The sequence below is a fragment of the Soonwooa buanensis genome (assembly GCF_900167905.1).
In the GTDB taxonomy this organism is placed as follows: domain Bacteria; phylum Bacteroidota; class Bacteroidia; order Flavobacteriales; family Weeksellaceae; genus Soonwooa; species Soonwooa buanensis.
This window is the reverse complement of the sequence record NZ_FUYZ01000013.1, coordinates 46,236-63,976: the sequence shown is the minus strand read 5'-3', so window position 1 is coordinate 63,976 and position 17,741 is coordinate 46,236. Positions and strand designations below refer to the sequence as shown.

Annotated in this window: 14 protein-coding genes; 11 read left to right on the top strand and 3 right to left on the bottom strand. The window is 34.5% G+C overall.

Features of this window, described 5'->3' with window-relative positions; genetic code table 11:
* Positions 1-46: 46 nt before the first annotated feature.
* Both B5X62_RS14420 and B5X62_RS14415 read left to right on the top strand, forming a co-directional pair.
* Positions 47-2,419 (top strand): outer membrane beta-barrel family protein, encoded by a 2,373-nt coding sequence (locus B5X62_RS14420; protein ID WP_079668190.1) that lies wholly within the window; start codon positions 47-49, stop codon positions 2,417-2,419.
* A 74-nt stretch (positions 2,420-2,493) separates the two neighbouring features.
* Complete coding sequence (locus B5X62_RS14415) at positions 2,494-3,204, top strand: AAA family ATPase (protein WP_079668189.1); 711 nt, start codon at positions 2,494-2,496, stop codon at positions 3,202-3,204.
* Positions 3,205-3,247: 43 nt separating this feature from the next.
* On the opposite strand, the gene B5X62_RS14410 is transcribed toward B5X62_RS14415, so the two are convergent.
* Complete coding sequence (locus B5X62_RS14410; RefSeq protein ID WP_159447657.1) at positions 3,248-4,261, bottom strand: T9SS type A sorting domain-containing protein; 1,014 nt, start codon at positions 4,259-4,261, stop codon at positions 3,248-3,250.
* Between the two features lie 328 nt (positions 4,262-4,589).
* Between B5X62_RS14410 and B5X62_RS14405 the strand changes: the two genes are divergently transcribed.
* Positions 4,590-6,452 (top strand): M1 family metallopeptidase, encoded by a 1,863-nt coding sequence (locus tag B5X62_RS14405; RefSeq protein ID WP_079668187.1) that lies wholly within the window; start codon positions 4,590-4,592, stop codon positions 6,450-6,452.
* Between the two features lie 165 nt (positions 6,453-6,617).
* Positions 6,618-7,319, top strand: coding sequence for an FKBP-type peptidyl-prolyl cis-trans isomerase (locus B5X62_RS14400; protein WP_079668186.1), 702 nt, complete (start codon positions 6,618-6,620; stop codon positions 7,317-7,319).
* 181 nt (positions 7,320-7,500) lie between these two features.
* On the opposite strand, the gene clpB is transcribed toward B5X62_RS14400, so the two are convergent.
* Positions 7,501-10,092, bottom strand: coding sequence for an ATP-dependent chaperone ClpB (gene clpB, locus B5X62_RS14395; RefSeq protein WP_079668185.1), 2,592 nt, complete (start codon positions 10,090-10,092; stop codon positions 7,501-7,503).
* Between the two features lie 449 nt (positions 10,093-10,541).
* On the opposite strand from clpB, the gene B5X62_RS14390 reads away from it, so the two are divergent.
* The 7 genes from B5X62_RS14390 (at position 10,542) to B5X62_RS14355 (ending at position 15,349) form a co-directional block, all read left to right on the top strand.
* Positions 10,542-10,799, top strand: a complete 258-nt coding sequence (locus B5X62_RS14390; protein ID WP_079668184.1) for a hypothetical protein — start codon at positions 10,542-10,544, stop codon at positions 10,797-10,799.
* Positions 10,800-10,923: 124 nt separating this feature from the next.
* Positions 10,924-11,724 carry an enoyl-CoA hydratase-related protein gene (locus B5X62_RS14385; RefSeq protein ID WP_079668183.1) on the top strand — a complete coding sequence of 267 codons (801 nt, stop codon included), beginning with the start codon at positions 10,924-10,926 and terminating at the stop codon, positions 11,722-11,724.
* A 1-nt stretch (position 11,725) separates the two neighbouring features.
* On the top strand, positions 11,726-12,145 hold the full coding sequence (locus B5X62_RS14380) for a PaaI family thioesterase (protein ID WP_079668182.1): 420 nt from the start codon (positions 11,726-11,728) through the stop codon (positions 12,143-12,145).
* An 86-nt stretch (positions 12,146-12,231) separates the two neighbouring features.
* Positions 12,232-12,855 (top strand): hypothetical protein, encoded by a 624-nt coding sequence (locus B5X62_RS14375; RefSeq protein WP_079668181.1) that lies wholly within the window; start codon positions 12,232-12,234, stop codon positions 12,853-12,855.
* Between the two features lie 25 nt (positions 12,856-12,880).
* A complete protein-coding gene (locus B5X62_RS14370; RefSeq protein ID WP_079668180.1) occupies positions 12,881-13,171 on the top strand; it encodes a winged helix-turn-helix domain-containing protein in 291 nt (96 codons plus the stop codon).
* 338 nt (positions 13,172-13,509) lie between these two features.
* Entirely contained in the window at positions 13,510-14,877 is a 1,368-nt protein-coding gene (locus B5X62_RS14360; RefSeq protein ID WP_079668178.1) for a DUF4153 domain-containing protein, read from the top strand.
* Complete coding sequence (locus B5X62_RS14355) at positions 14,849-15,349, top strand: hypothetical protein (RefSeq protein WP_079668177.1); 501 nt, start codon at positions 14,849-14,851, stop codon at positions 15,347-15,349. The genes B5X62_RS14360 and B5X62_RS14355 overlap by 29 nt, the downstream gene beginning before the upstream one ends.
* Positions 15,350-15,425: 76 nt before the next feature.
* On the opposite strand, the gene B5X62_RS14350 is transcribed toward B5X62_RS14355, so the two are convergent.
* Positions 15,426-17,633, bottom strand: coding sequence for a M1 family metallopeptidase (locus B5X62_RS14350; RefSeq protein ID WP_079668176.1), 2,208 nt, complete (start codon positions 17,631-17,633; stop codon positions 15,426-15,428).
* Positions 17,634-17,741 lie beyond the last annotated feature (108 nt).

The following is a 17,741-nucleotide window of genomic DNA, read 5'->3' as shown; positions in this document are numbered from 1 at the left end:
GTTTTTGTTTAGGATTAAACGGAATTTTACAACATAATTTAATATCATGAAAAATTTAATTTTAATTCTATTCATACTTCCGATATATCTTTTTGGACAAAAGAAAATAGAAATTTTAGTTACCAATCAAAAGAACGAAACAGTTTCTAATGCCAAAGTGGAATTGTATTCGAAAGCGGATTCTTTGGTGACAAGTCACTTTACTGATGAAAAAGGAAAAGCTTTATTTGAGATTAATCAAAACGCAACAGTCAAATTTGTAGTCACTGATTTGGAATATGAAGTCTTTTCAAAATCATTTGATGAAAATGAAATCAAAGAAACGCTTCATTTTATTTTAAAAAAGAATGAACACGAAATCGAAGAAGTTGTTTTAACAAAGCAAAAACCAATTGTTAAGCGAAAAATTGACCGTCTGGAATTTAATGTTGAAAACTCTAATATTTCTTCACTTAACGCTTGGGAGATTTTAAAGAAAACGCCTGGCGTAAATGTCATTGATAATACGATTAAAATTAAAGGTTCTTCTGGGATTTTAGTGACAATAAATGACAAAAAAGTAATGATGTCACCTGATGAACTTCAAAATTTGCTGGAAAATACCTCTGGAGACGAGATCAAATCTGTGGAAGTTATTACCAATCCGCCAGCAAAATACGAAGCTTCAGGAAGTGCAGTTCTAAATATCGTTATGAAAAAAGCCAAACTCGAAGGTTACAAAGGCACGTTAAGCGGACGTTTTATTCAATCGAAATATGCAAAAGGTTCGGTAACGACTTCGCATCAATACAAGAAAAATAAATTTTCTACGATGTTCAGTTACTCGAAAGGTGCAGGCGATTATTTGCGTGAAGGTACGGATGTTGTCTATTACGAAGAAAGCGGAACGACGTGGAAAAGCATTATGAATCGTAAAGACAGCAACTATAACCAGAATACATTGAATTTTAGCGCAGATTACGAATTGGATTCTTTGACGAATTTTAGTTTGAATTATACAGGATATTTTAGTCCAAAAACAAAAGGACTTTACGATGTTCCTACGGAAATTACTAATGCTAACAATCAAGTTGAATCAACTTATAGAACATTAAATGATCATCATTGGCGAACGATTAACAATACATTGAGCTTCCAAGCCGATAGAAAGTTAAACGAAAATTCTAGTTTAACTTGGGTTAATTACTTTGCTACAAACAACTATAAGAAATCTGAAGATATCCAAACGCATCTTAATTTTGTTAATCAAGATCCAAAGTTCAGTCGTTTTGTAACGAATAATTTGCAGGATATTCAATTGTTTTCGACGCAGTTGGATTATTCTTGGGAGAACGACAAATGGCAGTTGGAATCGGGCGCAAAATATTCTTTAGTAAAAACAAATAGTGTTTTAGCATTTGCTGATAATGAGTTTGGAGATTTACAAAATTGTCCTGAAAAAAGTAATGATTTTGACTATAAAGAATACAATTTTGCGGCCTATGCATCTTTGGCTTTAGATTTGAAAAAATGGAGTTTTAAAGTAGGGTTACGAGCAGAAAACACCTCACTAGAAGGCATTGTTTCCGAACCTTACGAAATTAATAAAAATGATTATTTAAAACTTTTCCCCACTTTCTATGCGCAATATACGACGGACAACAAACATCAATTTGGTTTCTCGTACGGAAAGCGAATCAGCCGACCAAGTTATTCGTGGTTGAATCCTGCAAAGTCTTACTACAACCTGTTTTCGTACTTTCAAGGTGATCCAAATTTGAAAGCGACAATCATTCACAATCTTAATTTTATCTATAATTTTAAAGAATGGAATTTTGATTTTTATTACCGAAAAGAAGTCGATCCGTCGATGGAAATTTCTTATCAAAATCCAGAAACCAATCAGCTGATTTATCATTTTACGAACATCCAAAAAGGTCAAGCTTATGGCGTAGATATTTATAAAAATTTTATGTTAAAAGATTGGTTGTCGCTAAGTGTTTCCGAATCTTTGGAGCATAACGAAAACTACTTTTTCGGCATGGATGGCAATTTGTACAAGAACAAAATTTTTTCACTAAACTCCAATATTTCCACAAGTTTTACTTTGGATAAAAAAACCGACTGGAACTTACAACTTGGTAACATGTTCTATACGGGAGGAGTCCAAGGAAACTTGAGAATTGGCAGCGCCTCGACTACTTATTTGATAATGAATCGTAAATTTTATCAAAAACGATTGGAAGCGAGCTTGTATTTTAATGATATTTTCCGAACGTCTGGTGATAAAATTAGAACACGATATGCCAATCAAAATAATTATTTCTTAGATTATCGAGATGCGCAAAGTTTTTCGATCTCACTTAAATATAATTTCGGAAACCAAAAGCTGAAAGCCACGAAGAAAATTAAAAGTGCAGATGAGCAAGGCAGAATGTAAGCTTAATTAATCTCAAACTCAGAAATTATGTATCTTTATAACTTAATAAATGCGCAACACTTTTGTTTTTGTAAATGAATATTTTAGACCTTGTAATTTTTGATCGAGAACAAGTTACTTTGGACGATGTTGTTCTGAAAGAAGCTAATAGAGCCGAACTTCTTCAACTTCTGAAAGAATATAAATACATCGACGAACTCCGAAAATACAATCTACCCGTTAACAATAAGTTGTTATTGTCTGGACATTCTGGTTGTGGCAAAACGATGACAGCAAAAGCAATTGCAACGCAACTTAACAAGCCTTTGATGATTCTTGACCTCAGCACTTTTGTGTCTGCAAGAATTGGTGAAACAGCAAAAAATCTCAAACTCGTTTTTGAAAAAGCAGAACGCGACAAAGCGGTTTTGTTTTTGGATGAGTTCGATCATCTAGGAAAATCTCGCGGCAACGACGATCATGATGTTGGAGAAATGCGACGATTGGTGAATGCGATGATTCAGTTGGTGGATAATTTTCCAGACAAAGCACTTTTGATAGCTGCGACCAATCACCCCGAGATTATTGATATTGCTTTATTAAGACGATTCCAAATTAAAATTTCGTACAAAATGCCAACCGATGAGGTTTTGGATAAATTTTATGATAAGCTTTTGATGGACTTCCCGAATGAGTTACAAATTTTTGATAGAAAATATCGCTTATCCTTCGCAGAAGCTAAAGATTACGCTTTTACAAAAATGAAATCAAATCTTATAAAATCCCTCGAAGAAAAAAATGTTTAATAATAAAAAAAGGCTATCAAATCTGATAGCCTTTCTTATGTTGTTATTTCTTAATAAACTTGCTGCTTGATGCACTTCCGTCAGTTAAGATTTGTTTTACAATGTAAGTTCCTTTTGCAAGTTTTCTTACATTGATTTCTTTGTCAGTTGTTGAGATTACAATCTGTCCCGCCGTATTGTAGATTTCTGTTTTTGAAACTTTGTCAGCGTTTTTGAAGCTGATAACATCGGTTGCAGGATTTGGGAAAATGTTGACATTAGCTGTCGAAAATACTTCTGTTGTACCCATAATATTATCTCCGTAGACGATAATATTCTGACCATTTATCTTCTCTGGATATGGATGAGGTTGACCATCTAACATCTCGTATACCGTGTTAACTGATGTCCAGTCATTAAGTCCCATACCTAGAACATTGTTTTCGTCAATTACATAAGAGTCATTGTAATATTCTGTTGACGAAAGTCTTGTCCACGTTTTTTCAGACAATACAGATTTACCATCAAGATTTTGTTTGACAGCAATTGCGATCCAGTAAGTTTTGTTAGCTTCTAGGTTAACAGTAGAATTGTTATTTGCAGCTACAAGGTCGATGCTTAGTAAAGAATCGATAAATTCGTCACTCTGCAATATAGTTATCGCTGGGTCTGTGATAGGAATATCTTTATAGAAAATAGAATTAGCTGATGAAGACGGTTTGCCATTTGGTTTACCCTCTTTGTCCTCATAAATCATAACTCGAATTGCGCTTACAGATTGTGTAAGGTCGTTAGCAAGCCATACATTTCCTAAAGTTTCTACTTTCGTTAATCCAACATTTGTTGTGAATTTTAAATCATCGATTGGTAAAAAAGCATTATCCAATTCGTCAATTACAGATGGTACGTTCATGATCCAAGTAACATCTGGTGTTTGTTCCAAAATAGGACTTGATGATGTCTTGTGAGAAAAACTACTTTTCTTCGGAGCATTACTGCTGTGAAAGATTTTTTTAGTTTGTGCGTTGACGCTTGATAAAGCCAATACACATGCTAAGGCATAGAATTTTGTTGTCATATATTTCATTTTTAAGTTAGGTTCCTTTTTATTTTTCTTGAATTACTTCAGCTTGTTGTTAATATTATTAGTTTTAAACAGTGTTTCTTGAAATAAAATTAACGGCGCTAAATATATGATAAATTCACGAAAAACTATTTTTCATTTGATAAATTTTTATCAAAACATTAATTTATTTATTAATAAACGGATTTCTTAGCTATTTCCACGTTGGTGTATAATATTATTTGGCTTGTAAAAACGTAAAATATATAGGTAACCTATGTTATTTGTTTCGATTTTTAAGCTTATAAAAAATCTTATTTTTGTTATTTAATAAATAGATTTTATGAAGAAGTTAATTAGCAGTTTTGCAGTTGTTGCTATGCTGTGGCAAGTTTCGGCGCAAGAGCTTTACATGCCTAGAAATATTAAGAAAGCTTACGAAAAAGGAACTCGTGATATTTCTGGAAAACCCGGAAAAAATTATTGGCAAAACAAAGGCGTTTACGATATTAAAATAAAAGTGAATGCTGATACTAAAGTTGTATCGGGTTCGGAGACGATTTCGTATTCCAATAATAGTCCAGATGAGCTGAAGACTTTAGCAATTCGATTTGTTAATAATGTTCATAAACCACAATCGCCGCGTGCTGGTTACGTTTCGAAAGATTATCTAAGTGATGGTCTTACCATAAAATCATTAATTATAAATGGTGAAAAATATGATATAAGCTCGGATTTTGGAACTGTGACTTCTGTTAAATTAAATAAAGCATTGGCAGCCAATTCTAAATCCGAAATAAAAATCGACTGGGAATATCCGCTATCTGTTGAAAGTGGACGAGAAGGACAAATCGATCCTAACACATTTTATGTCGCTTATTCTTATCCGCGAATTTCGGTGTATGATGATTACAATGGTTGGGATATGTTGGCGCACTCGGATAGGCAAGAGTTTTACAATGATTTTAATGATTATAGTTTTGAGATTTCTGCCCCGAAAAATTATGTTGTTTGGTCAACGGGAGAATTTTTAAATCCAGAAGAAGTTCTTCAAAAAACATTTTTAAAACGCTATCAAGAATCTCTTAAATCTGACAAAATTATCCACATCGCCAACGAATCTGAGATGAAATCAGGTTTGGTAACCAAGCAAAACGATTGGAATGTTTGGAAGTTTAAAGCCAATCATATCCCAGATTTTACATTTGCATTGAGCAATCATTATGTTTGGGATGCGTCGAGCGTCAAGCTAAAATCAAAACGCGTCAGTGTGCAAGCTGGTTATAAAGTTGGCGCTAAAGATTTTGAACAATATACAGGTTGGATGCGCTACAACATCGATTGGTTTTCCAAAAACTGGCCAGGTGTAGAATATCCTTACAATGCGATGACGGCGATACAAGGTTACGCTGATATGGAATATCCTATGATGATAAATGACACCAGTATTCCTGATGATTTTCAAGATGCGAGATTGACCGCCGATCACGAGATTGCGCATACTTATTTTCCATTTTATATGGGAATTAACGAAACGCGTTATGCTTTTATGGACGAAGGTTGGGCAACGACTTTAGAATATCTTATCGGAATCGATCATTCTGGGAAAGAAGCAGCTGAAAAGTTTTTTAAAAATTTTCGTGTGAAACGTTGGATTAACGATCCTTCGACAGAGCAAGATCAACCGTTAATTTCGTTGACGTCACAACTTTCTGGTTCTGGTTATGGGACAAACGCTTATGTTAAATCGGCGATGTCCTATCTTGCGCTTAAAGATTATTTGGGTGATGCTTTATTTAAAAAAGCTTTGCATCATTATATGGACAATTGGAATGGCAAGCATCCAATTCCGTGGGATTATTTTAACTCGATGAATGCAGGTTCTGGCAAGAATCTTAATTGGTTTTGGAACAATTGGTTTTATAGTAATAACTACATTGATTTAAAGGTTAATAAGATTTCACAAAATAATAACTCGGTTGATTTGACTATTGACAATGTTGGTGGATTTGCGATTCCGTTTGATGTGGTTTTAAAATTTGATGATAATTCAGAAGAATCAAAACACTACACGCCTGAGGTTTGGGAAAAAAATCAAAAACAGTTATTGTTAAATATTCCGACAAATAAAAAAGTAAAATCAATAGAACTAGATGGCGGTCTTTTTATGGATTACACACCAATAGATAACCAAAAGACATTATAAGTTTCTAAACTTAAATTTAATCTCTTATTAGTTGCTTTTGATTTTAATTAAAATAGAATCAGAATCTTTTTTAGTAAAAACGTTTCAAAATAATTTAGTTTCTATATTAAATGATAAATTTGCGGCTATTATTCAAACGGTTAATTTTAAATAAAATATTTTCAAATGAAAAAACAAGCTATCGCACTATTTGGCTTAGCAGTATTCAGTATTTCTTGTGCTCATAAGGAGAAACAAGATGCTGGCAAATATACAGATGACCAAAAAGCATCTTATTATATAGGTCTTAATATTGCCCAAGGTATGAAACAAGAAGGCTTTAAAGTTGATGCGGATATGTTAGCTCGCGCTATTAAAGAAGAAATGGATGGGAAGCCAAAGTCGTTACCAGCTGAAGACATGGATAGCTTTATGCAAGAGTTTATGCAAAAACAACATGCAAAAAAACAAGCTGAAGCTGTTGCAGGTGCAGGTGAAAACAAGAAAAAAGGTCTAGAATTTCTTGCAAAAAACAAAACCAATCCAAAGGTGAAAACGACTGCTTCTGGTTTGCAATATGAAGTTTTACAAGAAGGTGACGGTAAAACAAAACCGACGGCATCTAGTGTTGTTTTAGTAAAATATACTGGTAAATTGTTGGACGGAAGTGTTTTCGATTCTACTGACAAACATGGTGGAGCGCCAGCGGATATACACTTAGATCAAGTGATTAAAGGTTGGACAGAAGGTATTCAGTTAATGAGTAAAGGGGCTAAATACAGATTTTATATTCCTTCAGATTTGGCTTATGGTGACCAAAATATGGGCGATGCTATTCCTGGAGGATCTACTCTTATTTTTGATGTAGAATTATTGGATGTAAAATAACAGAAATTCAAGGATAAATTGTTCTTTTTATCATGTCGTCGCTTCGAGTAAAAATCTGCAAGATTTTGTATCGAGAAGTTTTTAAGATATGAAATTAAGAGTGATTTTACTATAAAACAAAAAACCTCGGCTATTTAAGCTGAGGTTTTTTAGTTTAATATGAAAAAAATTTAGTTTCTAATTATTCCGTAGGTCTAAAAACCAAACCACTTTCTGGGAAGAAATCCATTGTGATTCTATCGCCGTCGTTTACGTTTCCGGCTAAGATTTCTTTAGATAACTTGTTCAAAACATCTTGTTGAATCACTCTTTTCAAAGGTCTTGCTCCGAAAACTGGGTCGTAACCTTTGTTCATCAAATAATCCAAAGCGTCCTGAGTTGCGGTCATCATGATGTTTCTTTGTGCAAGAAGCGTATTCAATCCTCGCAATTGGTATTGTACAATTTTTCCAATATTCTTTTTGGTTAAAGGTTGGAACAATACAATTTCATCAATTCTGTTCAAGAATTCTGGTCTTAAACTTTGTTTTAAAAGGTCAAAAACTTCTTCTCTTGTTTTGTCAAGAACTTCATCGAAATTGTTGTCATCTAATTTTTCAAAGTTTTCTTGAATTAAATGCGAACCTAAATTCGAAGTCATAATGATAATCGAATTTTTGAAATTCACGACACGCCCTTTATTATCAGTTAAACGACCATCGTCCAATACTTGCAATAACGTATTGAAAACATCTGGATGCGCTTTTTCGATTTCGTCCAAAAGCACCACAGAATAAGGTCTTCTTCTCACGGCTTCCGTCAATTGTCCACCTTCATCATAACCAACGTATCCCGGAGGCGCACCAACCAAACGAGAAACGCTGTGACGCTCCTGATATTCACTCATATCAATTCTCGTCATGTTATTTTCGTCATCGAAAAGCAATTCTGCCAAAGCTTTTGCCAACTCGGTTTTACCAACCCCAGTTGTTCCTAAAAATAAGAACGAACCAATCGGTTTTTTGTCATCGCTTAAACCAGCTCTGTTTCTGCGGATTGCGTCTGCAACGGCTTGTATTGCTTCATCTTGACCAACCACACGTTTGTGTAATTCGTCTTCCAAGTGCAATAATTTTTCTCTTTCGGATTGAATTAATTTGGTTACCGGAATTCCAGTCCATTTTCCAATCACTTCTGCGATATTTTCAGAAGTTACTTCTTCTTTAATCAATTCGTTTTGATGGTTTTGCATTTCCAATTCTTGTTTTTGCAAATCATCTTCTTTTTCGCGAAGTTTTCCGTATTGTATTTCGGCAACTTTTGCGTAGTCACCAGCTCTTGAAGCACGTTCAGCTTCCAATTTTAGAGCTTCTATTTCTTTTTTAATGTTGGTTAAATCTTCAGATTTTTGTTTCTCTTTTAACCATTTTGCATTAATATCATTTCTTTGTTCAGTGATTTTCGATAAATCTTCTTTCAAATGGTCGATTTTCGTTTGGTTGCCTTCTCTCGAAATAGCCGCCAATTCGATTTCCATTTGCATGATTTTTCTATCCAAAACGTCCAGTTCCTCAGGTTTAGAATTGATTTCCATTCTCAATTTTGCAGAAGCTTCATCAATTAAGTCGATGGCTTTATCTGGTAAAAATCGGTCAGAAATATAACGCTGAGACATTTCTACCGCCGCAATAATCGCCTCGTCTTTGATGCGAACTTTATGGTGAGCTTCGTATTTATCCTTAATTCCTCTCAAAATCGAAATCGCAGATTCGGTATCTGGCTCTTCCACCATTACTTTCTGGAAACGTCTTTCAAGGGCTTTATCTTTTTCAAAATATTTTTGATATTCATTCAAAGTAGTTGCACCAATTGCTCTTAGTTCTCCTCTTGCTAAAGCAGGTTTCAAAATGTTGGCTGCGTCCATCGCACCTTCGCCACCGCCAGCGCCCACCAAAGTGTGGATTTCGTCGATGAAAAGGATAATTTGTCCATCAGATTTCGTTACTTCATTTACCACTGATTTCAAACGCTCCTCGAATTCACCTTTGTATTTTGCGCCAGCAATCAAAGCGCCCATATCCAATGAATAAAGGGTTTTATCCATCAAGTTTTCTGGAACGTCACCCGAAATAATTCTATGTGCGATTCCTTCTGCAATTGCGGTTTTACCAACACCAGGTTCCCCGATAAGGATTGGGTTGTTTTTGGTTCTTCTCGAAAGAATTTGTAAAACTCTACGGATTTCTTCATCACGACCGATAACTGGGTCTAATTTTCCTTCGGCAGCGAGTTCGTTAAAGTTTTTTGCGTATTTATTTAAACTTTGGTAAGTTTCCTCAGAACTTGCAGAAGTCGCTTTCGATCCTTTACGAAGTTCCTTAATTCCGCCTTCCAAAAGGCTTTTTGTAACGCCCATGTCTTTTAACATTTGCGAAACGGGAGAATTCACTTCAATTAAAGACAACCAAAGATGCTCAATGGTAACGTACTCGTCGCCCATTTTTTTAGCAATATTGGGTGCGTCTAGCAAAACTTTATTTGCGTTTTGAGAAAGATAAATGTTTCCACCTTCAACTTTTGGAAGTTTCTCGATACTTTCGCGGTTTCTGGCTCTTACCAAATCGGCATCAGCTTCGGATTTTTTCAAAAGGAAAGGCGATATATTTTCATCCACTTGGAAGATTCCCTCCAAAAGATGTTGTGGCTCAATCTGTTGGTTGCCAAACTCCATAGCTACTTGCTGTGCAGCTTGGATGGCTTCTTGTGATTTTACTGTGTACTGATTTAAGTTCATATTATGTTGTGTGTTTTAATCTTGTTTAAAATTTTTAGAGATTGAGTTTTAAACTATCTTTTGGAAACTACTTTCATATTGTCATCTAAAACTCAACTTCTAAATTCAATCATTTAATTCTGAATCTTAGTTTGCAAAAACTGTTCTTTTGTGAAATTCACTAAAAATTACGCCAAAATTTCCGAAATATTAAAATTTAACCTAAGTTTAACTTGACAAAATTTCCGAATTGATTGTTTTTGTAAGTTTTCGGGAGGTTAATATTTCCGATGTCTTTTGTTAGTGGGCTTTTCTAAAAATCTGAATATTTATTTAAAACAAGATAAATAGATTCAGTCTCGTTTTCAATATTACAATGCGAAACATTGATGTCTAATTTAGATTGATGCTAAATTATTATTAAAGATAAATTGTAAATTAGAATATTGTTAAACTCTAAAAATTAGAGCATGAAAAATTGGAAATTTGCTTCGTTTATCGAAGTTGATAAAGAATTTAGAGTGGAAGGTCTTAATATTTGGAACCACTATTGGCATTGCTATGATCGTAATGTGGAAGTTTTACATCCTACAAAACATCATCAATACCGTTTTAAAGAGTATGAAATACGTACGCAAGAGAAATCTGTAAATTTTGTTGCAGGTGAGTTTTCTGATGGGCAAATTGGGATTTTTCTCAGAGATGAATTGCAAGAGGGGATTTTGTGAAATCAATGGTATGTGGCAAAGTGATTTTGACGATGATGTTTTAAACTATGTTTTGCGTTTTAATTTCTTAATTCGGGTTTTGTAAGTCTGCAAATAGTTTTATCTTTGGGAAAACCCTGTTGGTATGTACACACAATTTGAAGTTGAATCCCACTTTGACGGGAGATTACAAGTTATATTTCTTAATCAGCCAGAAGTTTTTAACAGCTTGAATAAAGTGATGTTAAAAGAATTACGTTCTGCTGTTGAAGCTTTCGGAAAAGATGAAACAGTTAGATGTATCGCTATTTCTGGACGTGGAAAAGCTTTTTGCGCTGGTCAAAACTTAAAAGATGCGGTTGATCTTAAAGATCATGTTGATGATGACCGCGAAATCCAAAGAATCGTTATCGATTATTACAACCCGTTGGTTGAAGCGATTACACATTCTAAAAAACCTATTATCTCATTAGTTAACGGTCCTGCAGTTGGTGCTGGCGCCATGTTAGCCTTGATTACAGATTTTACTTTGGCGACAGAAAGTGCTTATTTTTCTTTAGCTTTTGCAAATATTGGATTGATTCCTGATACTGCGGGAACTTATTATTTGCCGCGACTTGTTGGTCATCAATTAGCGAGCTATCTTGCTTTTACTGGTAAAAAAGTGCCAGCAATGGAAGCTAAAAAATTAGGGATGATTGCAGATGTTTTCCCAGATGCGGAATTTGCAGAGAAGTCTTTTGAAATCCTTGGACATCTTTCTTTTGCAGCGACTAAAGCAATTGGATTGACTAAGAAAGCATTCTTCGAGGCAGAGTCTAACACGTTGAAAGAACAATTGGATCTAGAGTCTATTTATCAACAATCTGCGGCGCAGTCGCACGATTTTAGAGAAGGAATTACAGCTTTCTTGGAAAAGCGCAAACCAAATTACATTGGGAAATAGTATGAGTAATCCTTATTTTGAAGAAGCGCAAAAACTTTATTCGCAAGATGCATTTTCGCAATGGATGGGCGTTGAGTTGGTTGATGTTAAAGAAAATTACTGTCTTATCAAGATGCCAATAAAAGCAGAAATGATTAATGGTCTTAAAACCGTTCATGGTGGTGTGACGTTTTCGTTGGCGGATTCGGCTTTGGCTTTTTCATCAAATACTAAAGGCGATGCTGCGGTAGCACTTAACTGTTATATAAACTTTATGAAAGCAGTTCGTCTTGGTGATACGCTTTCGGCAGAAAGTATTTTGTTAAACGAAACTCGAAAAACTGCCGTTTATGAGATTTCTGTAAAGAATCAAGAGGATGAGTTGATGGCGAGTTTCCGGGGTACAGTTTATAAAATAGGAAAGAAAGTCGCTGATTTATAATTTGTTAGTTTTAAAACTATAGAAAGTTCAAAATTTATTTTGGACTTTCATTTTAATTATTAACTTTGTATTTCAAAGTGCTTTTTATGGAGTCAAATAATATTCAAAACGATTTGCAACACATCCGTCAAATGATGGAGCGCAGTTCTCGATTTATTTCTTTGAGTGGTTTGTCTGGTGTTTTCGCTGGAATTACCGCTTTGGTAGGTGCTTTTTTTGTTCATCAAGTTTTTCAAAATGAAGGCATTTCTTATTTTGATAATTCTGGACGCGTTTACGAATTTCACTTTATCAAAAAATTATTTTTAATAGGTTTAGGAATTTTAGTGGTTGCTTTGTTTTTTGGATATTTTTTTACTGCTCGAAAATCCAAACAACAGAATCAAAAAATTTGGGATGCGACGACAAAACGTTTATTGATTAATTTTGCAATTCCGTTGGTTACGGGAGGATTGTTTTGCATAGGTCTTATTTATCAACATTATTTTGCGATGATCGCACCAGCAACTTTGATATTTTATGGACTGGCTTTGGTTAATGCAGAACGTTACACTTTAACAGATGTCAAATATTTGGGAATTTCCGAAATTGTTTTGGGATTGTTGTCCTTATTCTTTTTAGGATACGGATTGCTGTTTTGGGCAATTGGCTTTGGCGTTTTGCATATTGTTTACGGTTTAATGATGTATAAAAAATACGATTCGAAATAGGTTTAGAATTGTCAATATTTTAGAAATGCTTAATATTAATTTACTCAATAAAGAATTTGAAAGTAGGGTACGGCTTGGCATCATGTCGGTGCTGATGGTCAATGACTGGGTAGATTTTAACGAAATGAAACAATTGCTGAATATCACCGATGGTAATTTGGCGAGTCACAGTTCGGCTTTAGAAAAGAATAATTACATCGAGATTAAAAAAGAATTTGTTGGTAAGCGTCCGCGCACATCATATCGTGTAACGCAAGTTGGGAGAGAAGCTTTCCAGAAGCATATTGATGCTTTGGAAGCGATGTTGGGGAAATAATATATTTTTTTATCTAAAAACTTTGAAATACAAAGTACTTTGTTTTATGAATAAATCAATGATTCTTTATGTGAAAATTAGTTGGGTTCTAGGCGTCCTTTGTTGCGTGTTGAAAGATGTTTTACATAGCGAATTGGCTTTTTTTCTCATTATGATTTTAGTGCCTATTAATCTGTTAGTAACAATTTGTTTTCTGTTGTTTTTTGCTGTGATGTTGTTTGTTTTCCCCGAAAAGAAAGAAGACTTTATTAAAACACAAATCTTGCTTTGTTGCAATTTTCCAATCGTACTTCTTCTTTTCATCATCATATTTTACTGAATTTTTAAATACTAAAAAAATGAAAAAACTACATTTAATTTTATGCTTTAGCATTATGTTTTTCCTACTGTTCTACGACGAAACACCAGGAATCAATTTAGCTTTGTTAGGAGCAGTTTACTCGATTGTAATTTATGCTTTAACGCCAAAATTTTTAAGATCCGAACGACTAAAAGTTATGTTGATTTTTAGTTTGGTTTCGTGCGGCGCATTTGCTTACTATGGTGATTTTATCTCATTTTTTGCGATTGTAATATCAGTGTTTTTACTTCGATTATTTTCGTTGTCAAAAGAGCTAAAACCAATTTTGACCATTCCGCTCGCATTGTGGCAAGGCTTAAGTTTTCCTTTTCGATTTTTTACATTTAAAGAATGGCTTCCGAAAACCAACACCGAAAAATCAGTCCAAAAAGTCTTGGCGGTTGTGGTTATTCCGAGTGCTTTTTTAATGGTGTTTTTTGCGATTTACACTTATGGAAGCGACACTTTTGCCAACTTTTTCGGGAACATCAATTTTAATTTTAATATCTACGAAGTTCTTGCTTTAAGTTTTCTTGGATTTTTTATCGCTTTTAATGTTTGGAATATTACGATCCCAAGTTTTATTTATTCAACAAATCATCATTTTAGAAATGATTTTGCAAATGAAGATATTGTACAAAAATCGACTTTCAATTTTTTAGATTTAAACTTGGAACGTTTGAGTGGCGTTGTTTCTTTATTGTTATTAAATGTGATGCTTGTTTTCTTTTTGTTCAGTTTTAATTATGAACAATTTTATGTTGGTGAATCTTCTGCTGCCGAACTTTCTGGCGCAACACACGAGCGCGTTAATGCTGTCATCTTAAGTATCGTTATGGCGGTTTTGGTGATTATGTTTTATTTTAAATCAAATTTCAACTTTGATAATCAAGCAGTTTGGTTACGTCGATTGGTGTACATCTGGATTTTACTCAATATGCTTTTGGTATTTTCAGCTTTAATTAAAAATTTAGAATATGTTACAGAATTCGGTTTGACTTACAAAAGACTTGGCGTTTTTGGATTTTTGCTGATGGCTTTGCTAGGATTGGCTTTTACTTTCTACAAAATCTATAAACGAAAAACTAATCTTTTCTTGGTAAATACGATGCTTTGGGCATTCTATGGAATGGTTTTGGCTTGTAGTGTGGTCAATTGGGGAAACTTGGCGACGCGTTATAACTTGGCGAATAATAAAGGAAGTTTCGATTATTTGAAAAGTCTTAACTTTAATGATGATATTTTAAAAGAAGTCGATCCAAATTTTGAAAAGTATACAACGAGTTACTATTTTTCGGAAACCGCCAACTCAAGTTTTCTCTCAAAAAACATTTATTATGAAACATTATCTAAGCAAAAACCTTAATCTTTCAATTCTAAGTTTTGTCTTGCTGGCTTTCGTTTCTTGTAAAAAAGATACTGAAAAGATTCCTGAAGATGTACAACAAGATACCGTGACAACAGTCGAAAAACCTATAGATAGTTTATCTACGGTCATGGATAGGAAAACGGAAACTAACCAATTTATCATCGATGTAGATGCGAGCAAGTTACCGATAAAATTAGTTGAAGAAGTTAAATTGCAAGATCAGCAAATTATTTTAAGACTTTTGAATTATGATAAACCAACACTGAAAGCTTTTATTAAACCTGACCAAGCCGATATGAACATCCGACTTAATCAGATCAGAAAACCTGATAATACTTTTGATGGTCCTTTCAGCCAAACAATAGAATACAAAACGCCACAAAAAGGCGAATATTGGCTGGTGATTTCTAAAAACAATATGGCTTCAGGAAATCCAGTTGGTAAGTTTTTTATTAAAGTTGAAGATTAACTAAAAAAACTTCCCAATAAAAATCAATGTTTATCGGGAAGTTAATATTATTAATTAAAACTGAAATAGGAAATTTCTAATTCTTTGTAAACGTCAATGTGTGGCCAGCTTGCGTTATGTCAAAACTCTTCTTGTCTTTTGCAAATTTGAAACTGATTTCGGCCATTTCAAAAACAAAAACATTATCGCCATTGTAACTTAACGGAAACGCAGGTTGATCTCCCAATTTTGCCATTAAATTTCCACCATCAGCTGATAACACAAACTTAACTGGAGCTTGTTTACTACTAAAAGTACCAGTATAATCGCTAATATTTATTTTTTCGCTAGCTTTTGCAGCATCCATTTTAAAAACATTATTTGACAGATTAACATCAGGAAGATTTCCTTTAGGATCAAGGCTTACCGACGTTATTTCTTTAGTTGTAGGCGCTTTGAAAGTCCACTCTGTATTTCGTCTCCAAACATCAACTGGCAGATTAACTGCTTGAGTCGTTCCGTCTTTATACTTGACTTCCATCGTAACAGGCATCGCCATTTTTTCTAAATTAGAAATCGAAATCATCGCCCCCTGTGTCGCATCGTTATTCACATATTTAACATTGGTAATCGCTTGATCCAACTTCCAATTATTCTGAATCCAGCTTCTCCAGAACCAACCCAAATCTTCACCAGCAACATTCTCCATCGTTCTGTAAAAATCGTCTGGCGCAGGATGTTTAAACGCCCAACGATCGATATATTCTCTAAAAGCTTTATCAAAACGTTCAGCACCCAAAACATTATCACGTAAAACCTTTAGTGCAGCGCCTGGCTTATAATAAAGCAATGCCCCAATACTCGCTTCTCGCATATTATCTGGCGCAGTATCAACTGGTTCTAGACGTTCATTAAACAAGAAATTCGTCATATTTCTAATACTCGGATTTTTGTAATATTCTCCTTTATTAAACGCTTGCGTCGAAAGGTCATTAATAAATGTGTTGAAACCTTCGTCCATCCAACCATGCTTACGCTCGTTAGAACCAACAATCATCGGAAACCAAGTGTGTCCAAACTCGTGATCAGTCACACCCCAAAGACTACTTCCCTTTGCTGTATATTCACAGAAAACAATCCCAGGATATTCCATACCGTTGGTAATCCCCGCAACGTTAACCGCCGCTGGATAAGGAAACTCAAACCACTGTTTAGAATAATGTTCTATCGAAGCTTTTGTATATTCTGTCGAACGTGACCAAGCGTCCTGACCATCACTTTCTACTGGATAAGCCGAAATTGCTAAAGATTTTTTCCCAGATGGCAAGTTGATTCTCGCAGCATCCAAAATAAATGCCGAAGACGCCGCAAATGCAAAATCGCGACTTTGATTCATTTTGAATTTCCAAGTTTTGGTACCTGTACTTTTCGTAGCAGTATTTGCTTCCGCCGCCGAACGAATTGTCACCGTCTTTTCGCTATTTGCTGCTTCGTTCCATTTTTTAATTTGTTCGGCTGTGTAGACATCTTTTTGATTTAATAATTCACCGGAACCAACAACATAAAGATTATTAGGCGCCGTGATACTAACATCAAAATTTCCGTATTCTAGATAAAATTCGGACGGTCCAAGATAAGGTATTGTGTTCCATCCTCTAAGATCATCATACACAGCAACACGTGGATACCATTGCGCAATTGTGAAAATTTTCCCGTTTTTAGTTTGTAAAACGCCCATTCTGTCCGCACCATTTTCTGGCGAAACAAAAGAATATTCAATAGTGATTTTGGCGTTGCCTCCGTTGGCTTTTAATTCTTTCGGGAAATCAACTTGCATTTGTGCATCGTTGATAGTGTATTTAGCATCCTTTCCGTCAACTTTAACAGATTTAATCGTATAGCCTCCATCAAAAGTTGAACTACTAGAACCGTATCTCGAATTGGTTGTCGGAATCATCGAACTTCCACGAGAATCTTTTTTAAATAAATTTTGATCCAATTGAAACCAAATAAATTTCAAAGCATCTGGACTATTGTTGGTATAAGAAACCTCTGCCGAACCAGTAAATTTATTCTGCGTATCATCTAAAGTAATATTCAGATTATAGTTAACCGCTTGTTGCCAATATTTAGGTCCTGGTTGCCCGCTTGCAGAACGGAACTCGGTGCCGTTTGTTGTATAGAAAGGTTCTTTAAAAACATCTTTATAATCATAATTAGATTTTCCAGTTTGTTGTGCACTTGCATTTACAAACATTAAAAAACTTGCTGATATCGCTATCGATTTAAAAAATTTTGGACGCATTCTTTCGTTTTTTATTTAAAATTAGGATAAAAGTACAGAACATCTTTCATTAAAACAAAAAAATAAAAGCCGAACAATTGGGAATTACACGGCTATCTTTAAGGAATT